This is a genomic window from Ruegeria sp. YTSA105 (assembly GCF_059610225.1).
Genome location: NZ_JBXWNE010000002.1, coordinates 249,762 through 265,173 on the forward strand (window position 1 = coordinate 249,762; position 15,412 = coordinate 265,173).

Sequence of the window (15,412 nt, forward strand, 5' to 3'; positions counted from 1 at the left end):
TCATGTAGGGCGACCGCAATTCAGACACATTGTCGCCACAGACGCTAAATAGCCCTTAAAATGCCTAGGTTTCCAATGCGTAATCAATCTTGCCGATTTCTCATTTTTTTCCATTTCCGCCCAATTCTTTCCCTTATCTGTTGATAATTTGAGTCATCTGACGGAATGCACAAAGGAATGCGCAGTGACTCCGAAGCACAGCTATCACGGCGGCCTGCAGTTCACAGGCAAGACCAATGGCGCGATCGAGCGGTTTGGTGCCATCGTGGCGGCGACCCTGGAAGATTACGGCCATCTTATTGAGCGCAAAACGATCTTGAACACGACCGAGGCGAGCATCGTCTCAAGTCAGTACCTCGTGCGCCTTACGCTGGATACCCAACTGGCTGAAACAGAAGACCGGTTTGAACGGCGGGACCGTGCGGCCGGTCTGAGAACCGTCTCGAAACCCCGGGTGACCCTGCCCGAAAACCGGTTGACGGTCACAATTACCCCTGTATCCGCCTTGCTGGACGACAGCGAGATCTCGGAGCTTATGCTTGTTGTGATCCTGTATCGCATGGTTGATATCTGTGCGACTCAGCGCGTGGAATGGCTGTCTCCGAATACAGTCCTGACCATGGAACAATTCATGAGTGCTTTTGACACTCTGGCGCCCGTTAAACAGCGGGACAGAAAACAAATTTTCGAATCCGTTTCCGGGCCGTTTGCAGGTCTTGAATTAACGGAGACAGAAGATCTGGATGAGCCAAGAAACCAAACGCAGACCTCACATGCGCGGCCAATCCAGCTGTCAGACGAGCAGTTGCTTAGCATTGCTTTTCGGACAGAACCGATCGAGCAGAAACCGGATGATCGGACCGACACTCCCCCCCTCGACCACGAGAAACCCAATGATATCCTGCGACTTACCAGTTGGGGACTTACGGGTGCCGTGGCCAGCGTGTCGGTCCCGATCGCGGCCTCGATGGCTGCCGTCAACCTGATCCGAGGTGAAGATTTCCGCCTGAATACTCAGGTACTTGCCTATTCGGTTGCAATATCAGCGCTCAGCACCAGCGGTGCCTTTGCCGGTGTGGCAACTGCTTTAGGCATGTAGACTAATTCCAATAAGACCCTCCTAGGAAGCCCCGCCGTCAGGTGGGGTTTTCTTTTTGGCGAAGGCTTCCAGCCTCAAGAACATAGGTGTGGATCGAAAAAACCACAGCCCGCGTTTTCGGCAGCCGCAACAATGTTTGCCTCTCGCTGCGCAAATAGCACGCGGCTCCGGGTGAACTGACCTCGCGCGGTTCTGTAGCGCTTCGAGGCTGATGCAGATCGGCATCCTCATACCACAGCGCATTAAACCGCCAGAGCGGCTTATCGGGCTGAATTCCATCAAACAACCGCTGGACACGGCGCGCGATGCTTTCGTCGTAGCTGTTGACCGGTACATGGATGTCGATCAGGGGACGCATGAATTTTTCTGACAGTCGCCAACTGGCTGGAAAACACAAAACCGCGCCAGTCAAAACATGTTCGTCCCCTTGCTTTTGCAAGATACAGATATCCTCCTGCACCAGTCTGCAAAGGGTTTCCATTGGGGCCTGCCGATCAATCTGGACCTTCTGCCCATCGGCTCTCGTGACGAGGTCTGAGCATCCGGGGTACGCATATTGCAACACCAGGTCCAAGACTTCTTGTGCGGCTGGTTCGGCTTCGAGCGCCAGCGCAAGAACATCAGCGTGACGCTCTTTCAGCAACGCTTCCCGATATTCCATCTGGGCCGCGAACGCTTCGTCCTGATGCAACCAAGTTTCCATACTGGCGGGCTGAATACCCGGCAGCGGGCGGGGTTTCAAAGGATCATAGGGAGTAGAGGTCTGCAAAATGGTCGTCATGAACCCGACCTAACATCGGCACTTCGACTTGTCGGTCAAAAAGCGACGGATGGCGGTCGCAAATTATCAAGACGCTGAAAGAATGCTTCTTCACGCTCGATAGACAGGCAGGGAGGGCTACTATGAACCGTCACCATAGAGATATCCGCAAGATCGACCCCACCAAAGGCACAGCGCTTGGGGACGGCACGCCCAATGATTTGGACCGGATCGAGATCGGCCCCACACAGCTGGCCTTCGCCGAATGGGAAGCCGCCGGGCTGTCCTTGCCGAACCTTGAGAGGATGCGTGAGTTTAGGTGGAAACGTCTGACCAAGACCATCGTTGATCGTGGCTATGGTGGCTTGTTGATGTTTGATCCTCTGAACATTCGATACGCCACAGACAGCACCAACATGCAGCTCTGGAACACGCATAACCCCTTCCGCGCGGTGCTGTTATGTGCCGACGGGTATATGGTGATCTGGGATTATAAAAACTCACCTTTTCTAAGCAAATTCAACCCATTAGTGAAGGAACAACGTTCGGGCGCCGACCTGTTCTATTTCGATCGCGGCGACAAGGTCGATGTTGCCGCGGATGTACTCTCGAACGAAGTGCGGGCGCTGATTGATGCGCATGGCGGCGGTAACAAGCGGCTGGCTGTGGACAAGATCATGCTGCACGGTTTGCGCGCCCTTGAGGCCCAGGGGTTCGAGATCATGGAAGGCGAGGAAGTCACTGAAAAGTCCCGCGCCGTGAAAGGCCCGGACGAAATTCTGGCGATGCGATGTGCCAACCACGCCTGCGAGACCGCGGTGGCCGAGATGGAGGCATTTGCCCGCGCTAATGTCGGAGACGGAAGAACCTCGGAAGACGACATCTGGGCCATTCTGCATGCCGAAAACATCCGGCGCGGCGGGGAATGGATCGAAACCCGCCTGCTGGCCTCAGGCCAACGCACCAACCCTTGGTTTCAGGAATGTGGTCCCCGGATCACGCAAAAGAATGAAATCATCGCCTTCGATACCGATCTGATCGGGTCTTACGGCATCTGCATCGATATCTCGCGCACCTGGTGGATCGGGGACGAAAAACCCCGCCCGGATATGGTCTATGCCATGCAGCACGCGCATGAGCATATCATGACCAATATGGAGATGCTGAGACCCGGTGTTACGATCCCTGAACTGACCGCCAACAGTCACAGACTGGATGACAAGTTTCAGGATCAGAAATACGGTTGCCTGATGCACGGCGTTGGCCTGTGTGACGAGTGGCCTCTGGTCGCCTATCCGGACAAGGCCGTTGCAGGTGCCTACGATTACCAACTGGAACCGGGCATGGTTCTGTGCGTCGAAGCCGCGGTTGGCGAGATAGGTGCAGATTTCTCAATCAAACTCGAAGATCAGGTTCTGATCACTGAGGATGGGTATGAAAACCTGTCCACCTATCCCTTTGACCCACAGCTTATGGGGCTGGCCTGACCCCTCAGTTCGGCCAGTTTGACCGTTTGACGTTCCCATGCCAGTCCTCGATTTCTGCGCTGGCAAAAGATGTCGGCTGTGTCCAGTTCTGACCCGCGGCAAAACTGACGACCGCAGTTACGGCGATAGCGATCAGTAAATCTACTCGAAGATTTGTGCCATGTGGCTGAGAAGTGAGATGTACCATTGTTGCCTCCGTGGCTGGTTGTGTTCGACAGGCTCAAGATGAGGGTGGCGTTCGCTTTATTAAAGTGAATGTTTGATTGGGAACGCATCACAAAAGTTGATTCAACCTATCGCACCAGAACTCCGCCGGCACCTGACCCAGTCTCACCTTCCCGTGACGCTTCTTACATAGGGGTTGAGACCCCTCGCTGGCGGCCACAATATTGAGGCACCTCATGACGTAAGGAACTGCCATGCCCACCGAACGCATCACCTTTGCCGGTCACGACGGCCACCAACTGGCTGCACGCCTCGACCTGCCGGACGGGCCTGTCCTTGCTACGGCATTGTTTGCCCATTGCTTTACCTGTTCAAAAGATATCCCGGCCGCGCGCAGGATCGCAGCCCGTCTGGCAGCGATGGGTATCGCGGTATTGCGGTTTGATTTCACAGGCTTGGGTCATTCAGACGGCGAATTTGCAAACACCACTTTCACCTCGAATGTTGAGGACCTGATCGCCGCCTCACGGTATCTGGCTGGACGGAACATGTCCCCGTCTCTGCTGATCGGGCATTCTCTCGGAGGGGCAGCGGTTCTGCGCGCCCGAGCTGGTATTTCGAGTGTTAAGGCCGTTGTTACGCTGGGCGCGCCTGCCGATCCAGGGCATGTCTCGCACCATTTCGACGCCGCACTGTCGGAAATCCAACAAAAGGGATCGGCCGAGGTCACTTTGGGTGGTCGCCCGTTCCGTATTGGCAAAGCGTTCGTCGAAGATATCGCCCAATCCGCGCTAACCCCTGCGATTGCGGATCTGAAGGCCGCGCTGCTGATACTTCATGCGCCACGCGACGAAACGGTTAGTATTGACAATGCAAGCGCGATCTTTCTGGCAGCCAAACATCCCAAAAGCTTTGTGACGCTGGACGACGCTGATCACCTGATTACACGCGCGGCAGATGCGGAATATGCTGCAGATGTAATAGCGGCTTGGGTTACGCGCTATGTGGTGCTGCGCCCGCCTGCCCCACCACCGGGTGCGCCCGAAGGCGTAGTGCGGGTGACAGAGGCCGATCCCAACGGATTCCAGCAAGACATTCAGTCCGGCCCCAAGCATCATGCTGTTGCGGACGAACCGGCCTCATATGGAGGCACCGACCGCGGTATGTCGCCCTATGGCTTTGTGTCATCGGGTCTGGGAGCCTGTACTTCGATGACAATCCGGATGTATGCGCGGCGCAAGGGCTGGCCACTAACAGGCATCACTGTCGATGTTTGCCATAACAAGGTCCACGCACAGGATGCGGGTCTGATCACTGACAACAAGGTCGATCTGTTCCGCCGCAAAATCCGGCTCGAGGGCCCCTTGGATCAGGATCAGCGCGCACGTCTGCTTGAAATCGCCGACAAGTGCCCTGTTCACAGGACACTTGAAGGAACAGCGAAAATCACGACGGAATTGCTGTCCTGATCCGCATCAGCGCCGCCGCGGTGACGGGCGGTGAATAGGCGGCCGGGCAACTGGTGGCCGGGCAACCGGTGGACGTGCGGGGGGCTTGGCGACAGGGGGGCGTGGGCGCGCCGGGGGCTTGGTGACCGGAGGTTTGGGTTTGACCGGAGGCTTACCCTGCGGTGGACGATTTACATCAATGTCCACATCAACGTCGTGATAGTAGTCGTTCCAAAGCATCGAGTCATAGAACGGATCATAGCCGTATCCCACACCAACCGTCACGCCGTCGCAGGCAGACAAGGTGATACTGGTCAAACCGAATACCAGCGCGGCGATCGACCGTTTCATCAGCTTTCGAGTCATCCAAACCTCCTCACTGAAGCGACCGGAATGACGCGAATACGGCATTCAGGTCGTCCACATAGCCAGGATCGGCGCCGTCTCTTAATACGGCCACTGCGACAGCCACGCGATCACGCGGCAAGTCAATCACTGTGGCCGTAAAATTTATCCCCCGCCGATCACGGGTGCCGGTACCGCGGATAACCCGCGCTGGCAGACCTCCGATCTGGGTTGCGACTGTTTCCGAAACGATCGGATCTTTGACTAGAAACTTGTCGATATCCTGAAGGTATCGCAGGCCACCGTCGATGGATGACACACCAGATGGCGAGACAAATCCAATCCATACGTTGTCATCCGTTACCGGTTTGATCCCCATGACTCGGGCAACCGCACGGGGATCGTTCAGCTCGGTGTCATCGACCTCACGCGGGCCGCCAGTACGAACCGACCAAAAATCTGGTACCGCAAAGCTGAACAAGGCGCGCCCTTCATCAGTATAGGTGATCGGTGTTTCGGCTTTTGCACTCCCTGCCCCGGCGCAAACAACCGCGCAGGAAAGGGTTACAGCCCTCAATAGATTAGGCATATCTGAATAACCTGTTGTTTCTATTGCTACAGCTTGAACTGTGTGGACCGGTTTTGTCCAGCCTCTTGTTGGCGCAACAAAAAACCGCGCCGGGATCGCTCCGGGCGCGGTTCATGTCAACCAGGTTGACTGTGGTTTAGGTGCGGGCGTCGCCCACCAGCTTCCACAGGCCGGGGATCAGCAGCGCGGCCAGCGCGAGCTTGATCGCATCACCCACCAGGAATGGTGTCAGGCCCCATGCCAGGATCGGCTGGTCCCAGCCATAGAGCTGGCCCAGCCACAGCAGGCCGGGGACATAGATCAGAACGTTGGCCAGTACCAGCGCCAGCGCCATTTTCACGACCGAACGGTCCCAGCCGCGCGCGGCCAGCGTACCCAGCATCAGGGTTGCCAGCACATATCCGACTAGGTAGCCGCCTGTGCCACCCATCATGTAAGTAAGGCCGAATTTTTCAGCCGAAGAGCCCGCGAACACGTCAAAGCCCAGCGCGCCGATCAGCAGATAGCCCATCATGGTTACCAGACCCAGCCGTGCGCCATAGGCGGTGCCGATGGTCAGAACCGCAAATGTACCCATGGTGATTGGAACCGGCCACATCGGCACTTTGATCTTGGCGGCGACGGCCAAGGCAACGATGCCCAAAGCAACCAAAACCACCTGTTTGACGCGCAGCGCCGTCCCTTCACGTGGGCCAAATGCATTGGCCAATACGTTCGCATTCATGTTGTTTCTCCCTAAACGGACCGAGATTCTGCAACAGGAATGCCCTGTCAGCGCCGCATCTGCAAGATGATTACGCTACCGCAGCATGTATTCCGTATTCATTTCGTATGATTTCCGGGGGCCGGACACGGTCCAACGGACCCTCCAACAGGGCCAGCCCGAGAAATCATAGACTGCGTCATAGCTGTCCGGCGGGCAATTATGGTGATCCGCAGCCTGCGCCTGGCCCAGCTTGAGAGCGTGGAAATAACGCCCGTCATCAAAATGCACCGCAACGCTTTCGCCCTTGTCTTGCCACAGGTATCGGCGCGTTCCCATCATCTCGGGCTGGCCCGGAATGCGCAGAGTTACCGTCTCGTCATAGATCAGACCGTCTTTGGACCTGGTGAATCGCGCAGAGCCATCGGCCAAAACCACCTGCCCGGCCCGCGCATCCCGAATGGTGCGTGACAGGCTCCAGCCTCCTTCGAAGTCGGTCAGTTCGTTTGGAAAGGTCATTCGGGATAATACCCGTCTGTGATCTCGCCTGCGCCGTCAATAAATCGAATGATGACACCGCTTTGCAGAACATCATAACACGCCCAGATATCCGAAGGCGGCCAAACCGAGCAATACTGTTCGCCCTGCACGGCCCACTTTCCGGTGCTGGGACGACCCGAAAAATAATGGGTCACCCCGCTTTGGTCGAATGTTTGCCAGATGCCGTCGCCATAAGTTAGTTTTTTGCCCGACAAGGCTTCGGCAATTTCATCACCCGTCAGCGGCCAGAACTCTGTCGCTGCCGCAACACCAGGCCAAAGGGATAAAATCAGGGCAAACCGTCTCATCACCGCACTCGCGCCTTGTTCCGTAGGGCGGCTGGGTTTAAACCGCGCCGCAACGACCTCTGCCAAATCATAAAAAGGTGCCGCTGCCAATGATTCCACGTTATTCCCGCCCCGACATGGTCGCCATCTGGTCGCCCGAGACGAAGTTCCGCATCTGGTACGAGATCGAGGCCCATGCCTGTGACGCCATGGCCGATCTGGGCGTGATCCCGCGTGAAAACGCCGAGGCCGTGTGGAAGGCCAAGGATGTGGAATTCGATGTGGCCCGCATTGATGAGATTGAGGCCGTCACCAAACACGATGTCATCGCTTTTCTGACCCATTTGGCCGAGCATGTCGGCAGTGATGAGGCGCGTTTCGTGCATCAGGGCATGACCAGCTCGGACGTGCTGGATACCTGTTTCAACGTTCAGCTGACCCGTGCTGCCGACATCCTGATCGCCGACCTCGAAGGTTTGCTGGCCGCTCTGAAACGCCGCGCGATCGAACATAAGGACACTGTCCGCATCGGCCGCAGCCACGGCATCCACGCCGAGCCCACCACAATGGGCCTGACATTCGCGCGCTTCTATGCCGAGATGGATCGCAACCTGTCCCGCATGCGCGACGCACGGGCCGAGATTGCAACAGGTGCGATCAGCGGCGCGGTCGGCACCTTTGCCAATATCGACCCTCAGGTCGAAGAGCATGTCTGCGACAAGCTGGGACTGGTGCCCGAACCGATCAGCACGCAGGTCATCCCTCGCGACCGCCATGCCGCGTTCTTTGCCACGTTGGGCGTGATCGCCAGCAGCATCGAAAACGTCGCCATTGAAATCCGTCATATGCAGCGGACCGAGGTTCTTGAGGGGGCCGAGTTCTTCTCGATGGGGCAGAAAGGGTCGTCGGCGATGCCGCACAAGAAGAACCCTGTACTGACCGAGAACCTGACCGGGCTGGCGCGCATGGTGCGCGCGGCGGTGATCCCGGCGATGGAGAATGTGGCGCTCTGGCACGAACGTGACATCTCGCACTCCTCGGTGGAGCGCATGATTGGGCCGGACGCCACGATCACACTGGATTTTGCTCTGGCTCGACTGACGGGCGTGATCGACAAAATGCTGATCTTCCCCGAGAACATGATGGAGAACATGAACAAGTTCCCCGGTCTAGTGATGAGCCAGCGGGTTCTGCTGGCGCTGACGCAGGCAGGGGTCAGCCGGGAAGAGGCTTATGCTATGGTTCAACGCAACGCGTTGAAGGTCTGGGAACACCGCACAGACTTCAAAGAAGAACTGCTGGCGGATACTGACGTGACCTCCGCGCTAAGCAAGGAAGAGATCGAAGAGAAATTCGACCTCGGCTATCACACCAAACATGTCGATACGATCTTTGCCCGGGTGTTTGGCGAGTAAATTTTCGTAAAGACTCTGCAATACTGACCCGCACAAAATTTTTGTGCGGGTTTTTCTTTGCTTGATCACAGCAGAATCATTCCCGCTTTCTAACTTGTGAATAAATTCGCGCGATCAGTTGTTAGCTTTTGTATAGAACGCGCTATGCTTATTCTGAGCAGCCCTACGAACGGAGACCAATTATGCGCCTCATCCTAGCTTCGGTTATTGCAATTCAGGCCCTTACATTTGCCCCCATGGTTCATGCCGCAGGTGGCGGCGGGGGATCGACGCCGCCAAAAACAACAAACACCACCAAGAAATGTCTGTTCGGACGGGTCTATGATGAGGCCGCGGGCAAATGCGTAAAGCCCAGCAACACCAATTTCACTCAGGATCAGCTGTACCACGCCGTGCGTGAACTGGCCTATGACGGGCAGTTCAAAAACGCCCAAGGCGTGCTGCGCGTGATGGACCAGAATGACGATCGCGTCATGACCTATTGGGGATTTACCTATCGGAAGATGGGCAAGCTGGAACTGGCGAACCTGTTTTATGAAGGTGCAATTAACGCAAATCCCGACAATATCCTGGCACGTTCCTATATGGCGCAAGGCTTTGTCGCCGAGGGCAAAACTGATCTGGCGATTGCGCAGTGGCGTGAAATCAAAGCACGTGGCGGCGAAGGAACGTGGGCAGAGGTTTCCCTGCGCGAGGCGATCCGCACCGGACTGACCTACAACTACTAAACTTCAACCTTTCTTTACCCGACTCTCTGTAATCTGCCTGTGGAACAGGAACTTTGGCACCGCAGGCAGATGCAGAACACAAACACATTGGTACAGGTGGCGCCGGGGGTCTTTGCCCCGCTGGCCAAAGATAACGATGACGACCTTCGCTTGGTGGCCCGCAGCCTCAGCAGCCGACAAAAGGCGGCGGTGGTTGTGCGTCTCTTGCTGAATGATGGGGCGGACATTCCGCTGGAAGAGCTCCCCGACGATTTACAGGAAAAGCTAACCCACCAACTGGGCAAAATGGGCCTTGTCGACCGGGTTACCTTGTACGCAGTTGCCGGTGAATTTGCAGATGCGCTGGACAGTGTTGGCCTGTCCTTTCCACATGGTCTGGCGGGCGCTTTGGATGTGGTGAACGGCAAAATCGCCCCGGCCACTGCGGCGCGTTTGCGTAAAGTGGCCGGCATACGCCAGATCGGCGATCCTTGGCAGCGATTGCGAGAGATCCCTACAGAAGATCTGGCCGAAATGGCGCAGGCCGAAAGCACCGAGATTGCGGCCGTGATGCTATCGAAACTTGAAACCGCCAAAGCTGCGCAACTGCTAGGGCACCTTCCCGGCCCAGTTGCTCGGCGTATTACCTATGCGGTTTCGAAAACTGCAAATGTCAGCCCAGAGTCCGTCGAGCGGATCGGGTGGTCGCTGGCGGCTCAGATGGATCAGCGCCCGGCCACAGCGTTTGCCGACGGACCGGGTGCCCGCGTTGGCGCGATACTGAATCAGTCCGCTGCCTCGACCCGGGACGGCCTGCTGAGTGCATTAGAAGAAGAGGACGCCGATTTTGCCACCATAGTTCGCCAATCCATTTTCACCTTCGCCCATATCCCGTCCCGCATTCTGCCCCGTGATGTACCGGCCATTCTACGCGGTGTGGAACAACCCGTCCTGGTTACAGCGCTCGCCGGTGCAGAAACGGAAGGAGACAGGGCATCGGTTGACTACCTGTTGTCCAACATGTCGTCGCGTATGGCCGAAAACCTGCGCGAAGAAATGGATGAGGTCGGAAAAATCAAACAACCCGCTGCAGAGGAGGCGATGACCCAGATCATTGGCGCCATCCGGACACTTGTCGATGAGGGAACCATCACGCTCCGGGATGATGACGGCGACGAATAAAGAGAGAAAGCGCGCCAAAATTTCTGGCCGAGCAGAAAGCTTGTGGTTACCGCGATCGGCTTGTATGTCTGACCCGGCAATTCACAACAGACGCCGAGACCTTCTGATGCCCGTTGAAAAGTCTGAACTAAACAGGTCCGAGCTTGGCAAATACTATGTATCCGGCATGTTCCTGAAAGGCGTTATCAAAGCGTTACGGTTGCTGCCCTATGAGACACGCATTGCCACAATGGGCGCCATAGCGAGAAACCTTGCACCGTTGGTCGGGTTCTCGAAAAGAGTACGCAGCAATCTGAAACTCACCTGCCCGGACCTGACTGAATCCGAAGTGAAACGCATCTGCAAGGCCGTTCCTGACAACGCCGGGCGCGCGATCATGGAGCACTTCTCGCCCGAGGATTTCACAGAACGCCAACGCTTTGCCAAAGTCACGGGTACGGGCCTTGCTGCCTTTGATTCCGCCTTGGCAGAGGGGCGACCTGTGATGATGATCACTGCTCATTTCGGCCATTACCTGGCCGCGCGTATTGCCCTTCAAGAACGCAGCGGTCAGCCTATTGGCTGCCTCTACCGTCGAATGGCGAACCCCTACTTCAACGACATGTATGTCGATGCGTTCTACAAAACCGGCGCCCCGATGTTCGAACAAGGCCGTCGCGGGATGGTCGAAATGGTGCGGACACTCAAAAAAGGCGGGATCATCGCTATTGTGTCAGACCTGCACGCACATGGCGGGGAAGAGCTGACTTTTTTCGGCAAACCGGCCGTGACGTCGGTTTTGAATGCTGAACTGGCAATGAAATACAAAGCCGTCCTGATTCCGTGCTATGCGGTGCGTCAGCCCAATGGGGTTGATTTCGAAATCATCCTGCACGAACCGGTCCCACATACGGATCCAAAGACGATGACCCAGTTCACCAATGATGACCTCGAGGCGGTTGTCCGACAGCATATGGGTCAGTGGTTCTGGATTCATCGTCGCTGGAAAACCTGGAACGGGCTAGGCGTCCAAGCCAAAGACATGCCCTGATCAGCGAACGCGTGCTGCCGCAATAATTGGCCCATGGCCAACCCCTTGCACCAACACAACGGCCGGTAGACCTGACGTCAAAGATACCTTATAGGTCTTAGGCGCTGTCCCGTCCCATTGCCCGGCTACTGTCCAGGCCTCGACCACATTGGCATAATCCAGTTCTTGTCCGGCCAACTCTCCGCGCCGGATCGAAGCATGGCGCATTGGCGTGTATTGCACCACCCGGATGTCATAGACCTGATCCGGTGGCAAACTGATTGAGGAAACGTCGACAGTTACGTTATCTCCTGTACGTGAGGCCGAAACCGACGCCAGCGGAGCGGCCTTGGAATGGTCGCCGATCAGGTAATCCAGCTTTGCCGTATCTGCCCCTACAATATCCTGCTGACCATTCACTACCATCTGAGGCGTATAGATCACCGTACGCCCGGAATTTCCGGCATAGCTGCGCTGACGCTCAGTATGGGTGGGGTCGGCATATTCATCCTCCCATCCGATATAGTCCCAATAATCCACATGCAGCGCCAACCCGATGACGTCATCCCGATTGGCCAGATCCTGCATGATCCGGTCAGCCGGGGGGCAGGACGAACATCCCTGCGAGGTGAACAGCTCCACCACTACGGGTCCGCTTTCTGCAATGGCCGAAGTAGCCAGAAACAGGGACGCCAACGCGGTTGCGGTTGCAGATTTGAACATGTTTGCTCTCGGGTTTCATGGGGTGCATTACTGGTTTAGACGGAATGCTGATCAAGCACCAATCAAGGTTTCTTGAGACCGGTGACACAAGGTTTTCGCAAAAATGTGTGCAATGGTATACAAAAATTGCCGCACCTGGTCTGTTGGACCTTGAACCGCGCGCTTGGGTGATGCAGATAGCCCTCAGCGAATCCCATATTCCACGTCATTTGAGAGGGAGGCCACAGATGCCCATCAAAGTCGGACAGGATACCGCCAAGACACGCCGCAGCCTGAGCGTGAATGGCAAGTCCATATCGTATTACTCGATCCCCGCCGCGCAAGAGGCCGGCCTGGGTGATTTCTCGAAACTGCCCGCCGCCCTGAAGGTGGTGTTGGAAAACATGTTGCGGTTCGAAGATGACGGATTTTCCGTCTCGGTCGACGACATCAAGGCGTTTGCCGAATGGGGCGCCAAAGGTGGCAAGAACCCCCGCGAGATCGCCTATCGCCCTGCCCGCGTGTTGATGCAGGATTTCACCGGCGTTCCGGCGGTGGTCGATCTGGCCGCCATGCGCGATGGTATCAAGGCTCTGGGCGGTGACGCTCAGAAGATCAACCCGCTGAACCCGGTTGATCTGGTCATCGACCACTCGGTCATGATTGACGAATTCGGCAACCCGCGCGCGTTCCAGATGAACGTTGACCGCGAATACGAACGCAACATGGAACGGTATCAGTTCCTGAAATGGGGTCAGGGTGCCTTCAACAACTTCCGCGTTGTGCCCCCCGGAACCGGGATCTGTCACCAGGTGAACCTGGAATATCTGGCGCAGACCGTTTGGACCGACACGGATCAGGATGGCAACGAGGTTGCCTATCCCGACACGCTGGTCGGCACCGACAGCCACACCACCATGGTCAACGGCATGGCCGTTCTGGGCTGGGGCGTTGGTGGGATCGAGGCCGAAGCCGCTATGCTGGGTCAGCCGATCTCGATGCTGATCCCCGAGGTTGTCGGCTTTGAGCTGACCGGAGATCTGGTTGAAGGCACCACCGGCACCGATCTGGTTCTGAAGGTCGTCGAAATGCTGCGCGCAAAGGGTGTTGTGGGCAAATTCGTCGAATTCTTCGGCGAAGGTCTGGACCGTCTGCCGCTGGCCGACCGGGCAACCATCGCCAACATGGCCCCGGAATACGGCGCGACATGTGGTTTCTTCCCGATTGACGGTGAAACGCTGCGCTATCTGCGTAACACCGGCCGTGACGAAGATCGCATTGCGCTGGTCGAAGCCTATGCCAAGGAAAACGGCTTCTGGCGCGACGCAGATTACGCGCCGATCTACACCGACACCCTGTCGCTGGACATGCGCACCATCGTTCCCGCGATCTCGGGCCCGAAGCGCCCACAGGATTATGTTGCTCTGACCGGTGCCAAGGCGGCGTTCACCAGGGAAATGGCCGAGACGTTCAAGCGACCCATGGGCAAGGAAGTCGCCGTCAAAGGCGAAGACTATACCCTGGAATCGGGCAAGGTTGTGATCGCCTCGATCACCTCCTGCACCAACACCTCGAACCCGTATGTCATGATCGGCGCTGGTCTTGTGGCCCGCAAGGCCGCAGCCTTGGGTCTGAACCGTCAGCCTTGGGTCAAAACTTCGCTCGCACCGGGATCGCAGGTTGTTTCTGCTTATCTTGAGGCCGCTGGCCTGCAGGAAGATCTGGACAAGATCGGCTTCAACCTCGTCGGCTACGGCTGCACCACCTGTATCGGCAACTCGGGTCCAATCCAGAAAGAGCTCTCTGAGGCGATTGCCGAGGGCGATCTGGTTGCCACGTCGGTCTTGTCGGGTAACCGCAACTTCGAGGGCCGCATCAGTCCGGATGTTCGCGCCAACTACCTGGCCTCACCGCCGCTGGTCGTGGTCTATGCGCTGGCCGGTACGATGGATATCGACCTGACCTCAGAACCGATCGGTCAGGACAAGGACGGCAATGATGTCTTCATGAAAGACATCTGGCCAACCCAGCAAGAAGTGGCGGAATTGGTCGAACAGACGGTCACCCGTGAGGCGTTCCTGTCGAAATATGCAGACGTCTTCAAAGGCGACGAGAAATGGCAAGCGGTCGATACCACCGATGCCGAAACCTATGACTGGCCACCGACCTCGACCTATATCCAGAACCCGCCCTACTTCCAGGGCATGGGGACCGAGCCGGGCACAATTTCGAACATCGAAGACGCCAAGGTTCTGGCCATTCTGGGCGATATGGTCACCACTGACCACATCTCGCCTGCAGGCTCGTTTGCCACGACAACACCGGCTGGCAAGTATCTGACCGACCGTCAGGTGCAACCGCGCGAGTTCAACTCTTATGGGTCGCGCCGTGGCAACCACGAGGTCATGATGCGCGGCACCTTTGCCAATATCCGCATCAAGAACGAGATGCTGGACGCGGTTGAAGGCGGCTATACCAAAGGCCCCGATGGAGAGCAGACTTCAATCTATGACGCGTCGATGGCCTATCAGGAACAGGGCACGCCGCTGGTTGTATTCGGTGGCGAGCAATACGGCGCCGGATCGTCGCGCGACTGGGCGGCCAAAGGCACGGCTCTGCTGGGTGTCAAAGCGGTAATCGCCGAAAGTTTTGAGCGTATCCACCGCTCGAACCTGGTTGGCATGGGCGTTGTACCGTTCGAATTCACCGGTGGCGACTCGCGCAAGACGCTGGGCTTGAAGGGTGATGAAACCGTCTCGATCCACGGTCTGGATACGATCCAGCCGCTGCAAGAGGTGCCCTGCACCATCACCTACGGTGACGGTTCTGAGAAAACCATAACCCTTAAGTGCCGCATCGATACCGCGCCCGAAATCGAATATATCGAAAACGGTGGCGTGCTGCATTACGTGCTGCGGAACCTGGCCAAGGCCGACTAAGATCTCTGAGCAATCTAAAAAGGGCGCCCGGTCGG

16 protein-coding genes are annotated in these 15,412 nt (G+C 56.9%); 8 read left to right on the forward strand and 8 right to left on the reverse strand.

Features of this window, described 5'->3' with window-relative positions; all coding sequences use genetic code 11:
• The first annotated feature begins 184 nt into the window (after nt 1-184).
• Nucleotides 185-1,099 (forward strand): hypothetical protein, encoded by a 915-nt coding sequence (locus AC2FH2_RS03895; protein WP_496822918.1) that lies wholly within the window; start codon nt 185-187, stop codon nt 1,097-1,099.
• 37 nt (nt 1,100-1,136) lie between these two features.
• Here AC2FH2_RS03895 and AC2FH2_RS03900 read toward each other — a convergent pair whose 3' ends face one another.
• On the reverse strand, nt 1,137-1,880 hold the full coding sequence (locus tag AC2FH2_RS03900) for a heme-dependent oxidative N-demethylase family protein (RefSeq protein WP_496693392.1): 744 nt from the start codon (nt 1,878-1,880) through the stop codon (nt 1,137-1,139).
• A gap of 122 nt (nt 1,881-2,002) precedes the next feature.
• On the opposite strand from AC2FH2_RS03900, the gene dddP reads away from it, so the two are divergent.
• Nucleotides 2,003-3,346: a dimethylsulfonioproprionate lyase DddP gene (gene dddP / locus AC2FH2_RS03905; protein ID WP_496822919.1), complete on the forward strand. Its 1,344-nt coding sequence runs from the start codon at nt 2,003-2,005 to the stop codon at nt 3,344-3,346.
• 4 nt (nt 3,347-3,350) lie between these two features.
• Here dddP and AC2FH2_RS03910 read toward each other — a convergent pair whose 3' ends face one another.
• Nucleotides 3,351-3,533: a hypothetical protein gene (locus AC2FH2_RS03910; protein WP_271947667.1), complete on the reverse strand. Its 183-nt coding sequence runs from the start codon at nt 3,531-3,533 to the stop codon at nt 3,351-3,353.
• Between the two features lie 232 nt (nt 3,534-3,765).
• Between AC2FH2_RS03910 and AC2FH2_RS03915 the strand changes: the two genes are divergently transcribed.
• On the forward strand, nt 3,766-4,980 hold the full coding sequence (locus AC2FH2_RS03915) for a bifunctional alpha/beta hydrolase/OsmC family protein (protein ID WP_271947669.1): 1,215 nt from the start codon (nt 3,766-3,768) through the stop codon (nt 4,978-4,980).
• Nucleotides 4,981-4,986: 6 nt separating this feature from the next.
• Here AC2FH2_RS03915 and AC2FH2_RS03920 read toward each other — a convergent pair whose 3' ends face one another.
• The 5 genes from AC2FH2_RS03920 to AC2FH2_RS03940 all read right to left on the reverse strand — a co-directional run bounded on the left by AC2FH2_RS03920 (nt 4,987) and on the right by AC2FH2_RS03940 (nt 7,444).
• Entirely contained in the window at nt 4,987-5,325 is a 339-nt protein-coding gene (locus AC2FH2_RS03920; protein ID WP_271947672.1) for a hypothetical protein, read from the reverse strand.
• A gap of 10 nt (nt 5,326-5,335) precedes the next feature.
• Entirely contained in the window at nt 5,336-5,893 is a 558-nt protein-coding gene (locus tag AC2FH2_RS03925) for a hypothetical protein (protein ID WP_271947673.1), read from the reverse strand.
• Between the two features lie 136 nt (nt 5,894-6,029).
• A complete protein-coding gene (locus tag AC2FH2_RS03930) occupies nt 6,030-6,617 on the reverse strand; it encodes a biotin transporter BioY (RefSeq protein WP_142633110.1) in 588 nt (195 codons plus the stop codon).
• 75 nt (nt 6,618-6,692) lie between these two features.
• Entirely contained in the window at nt 6,693-7,115 is a 423-nt protein-coding gene (locus tag AC2FH2_RS03935; RefSeq protein ID WP_496713757.1) for a DUF6314 family protein, read from the reverse strand.
• Complete coding sequence (locus AC2FH2_RS03940) at nt 7,112-7,444, reverse strand: hypothetical protein (protein WP_496822921.1); 333 nt, start codon at nt 7,442-7,444, stop codon at nt 7,112-7,114. Before AC2FH2_RS03940 ends, AC2FH2_RS03935 begins: the two co-directional genes overlap by 4 nt.
• A gap of 89 nt (nt 7,445-7,533) precedes the next feature.
• Between AC2FH2_RS03940 and purB the strand changes: the two genes are divergently transcribed.
• The 4 genes from purB (at nt 7,534) to AC2FH2_RS03960 (ending at nt 11,757) form a co-directional block, all read left to right on the forward strand.
• Nucleotides 7,534-8,838 (forward strand): adenylosuccinate lyase, encoded by a 1,305-nt coding sequence (gene purB / locus AC2FH2_RS03945; RefSeq protein WP_496822922.1) that lies wholly within the window; start codon nt 7,534-7,536, stop codon nt 8,836-8,838.
• Nucleotides 8,839-9,020: 182 nt separating this feature from the next.
• A complete protein-coding gene (locus AC2FH2_RS03950) occupies nt 9,021-9,566 on the forward strand; it encodes a tetratricopeptide repeat protein (RefSeq protein WP_142633104.1) in 546 nt (181 codons plus the stop codon).
• A 69-nt stretch (nt 9,567-9,635) separates the two neighbouring features.
• On the forward strand, nt 9,636-10,727 hold the full coding sequence (locus AC2FH2_RS03955) for a flagellar motor switch protein FliG (RefSeq protein WP_496822924.1): 1,092 nt from the start codon (nt 9,636-9,638) through the stop codon (nt 10,725-10,727).
• A gap of 106 nt (nt 10,728-10,833) precedes the next feature.
• The gene (locus AC2FH2_RS03960; RefSeq protein WP_282021833.1) at nt 10,834-11,757 is read left to right on the forward strand and encodes a lysophospholipid acyltransferase family protein; all 924 of its coding nucleotides are present in this window, start codon (nt 10,834-10,836) and stop codon (nt 11,755-11,757) included.
• Here AC2FH2_RS03960 and AC2FH2_RS03965 read toward each other — a convergent pair whose 3' ends face one another.
• Nucleotides 11,758-12,459, reverse strand: coding sequence for a DUF1223 domain-containing protein (locus AC2FH2_RS03965; protein ID WP_496750407.1), 702 nt, complete (start codon nt 12,457-12,459; stop codon nt 11,758-11,760). It lies immediately after the preceding gene.
• Nucleotides 12,460-12,686: 227 nt separating this feature from the next.
• Here AC2FH2_RS03965 and acnA point away from each other — a divergent pair, with 227 nt between their 5' ends.
• The gene (acnA, locus tag AC2FH2_RS03970) at nt 12,687-15,377 is read left to right on the forward strand and encodes an aconitate hydratase AcnA (protein ID WP_496822926.1); all 2,691 of its coding nucleotides are present in this window, start codon (nt 12,687-12,689) and stop codon (nt 15,375-15,377) included.
• Nucleotides 15,378-15,412: the final 35 nt, after the last annotated feature.

Bases quoted from the DNA above. Each gene is read 5' to 3' on its own strand.
- AC2FH2_RS03900 (WP_496693392.1), bottom strand. From the start codon at position 1,880: ATGACGACCATTTTGCAGACCTCTACTCCCTATGATCCTTTGAAACCC.
- dddP (WP_496822919.1), top strand. From the start codon at position 2,003: ATGAACCGTCACCATAGAGATATCCGCAAGATCGACCCCACCAAAGGC.
- AC2FH2_RS03910 (WP_271947667.1), bottom strand. From the start codon at position 3,533: ATGGTACATCTCACTTCTCAGCCACATGGCACAAATCTTCGAGTAGAT.
- AC2FH2_RS03915 (WP_271947669.1), top strand. From the start codon at position 3,766: ATGCCCACCGAACGCATCACCTTTGCCGGTCACGACGGCCACCAACTG.
- AC2FH2_RS03920 (WP_271947672.1), bottom strand. From the start codon at position 5,325: ATGACTCGAAAGCTGATGAAACGGTCGATCGCCGCGCTGGTATTCGGT.
- AC2FH2_RS03925 (WP_271947673.1), bottom strand. From the start codon at position 5,893: ATGCCTAATCTATTGAGGGCTGTAACCCTTTCCTGCGCGGTTGTTTGC.
- AC2FH2_RS03930 (WP_142633110.1), bottom strand. From the start codon at position 6,617: ATGAATGCGAACGTATTGGCCAATGCATTTGGCCCACGTGAAGGGACG.
- AC2FH2_RS03935 (WP_496713757.1), bottom strand. From the start codon at position 7,115: ATGACCTTTCCAAACGAACTGACCGACTTCGAAGGAGGCTGGAGCCTG.
- AC2FH2_RS03940 (WP_496822921.1), bottom strand. From the start codon at position 7,444: ATGAGACGGTTTGCCCTGATTTTATCCCTTTGGCCTGGTGTTGCGGCA.
- purB (WP_496822922.1), top strand. From the start codon at position 7,534: ATGATTCCACGTTATTCCCGCCCCGACATGGTCGCCATCTGGTCGCCC.
- AC2FH2_RS03950 (WP_142633104.1), top strand. From the start codon at position 9,021: ATGCGCCTCATCCTAGCTTCGGTTATTGCAATTCAGGCCCTTACATTT.
- AC2FH2_RS03955 (WP_496822924.1), top strand. From the start codon at position 9,636: ATGCAGAACACAAACACATTGGTACAGGTGGCGCCGGGGGTCTTTGCC.
- AC2FH2_RS03960 (WP_282021833.1), top strand. From the start codon at position 10,834: ATGCCCGTTGAAAAGTCTGAACTAAACAGGTCCGAGCTTGGCAAATAC.
- AC2FH2_RS03965 (WP_496750407.1), bottom strand. From the start codon at position 12,459: ATGTTCAAATCTGCAACCGCAACCGCGTTGGCGTCCCTGTTTCTGGCT.
- acnA (WP_496822926.1), top strand. From the start codon at position 12,687: ATGCCCATCAAAGTCGGACAGGATACCGCCAAGACACGCCGCAGCCTG.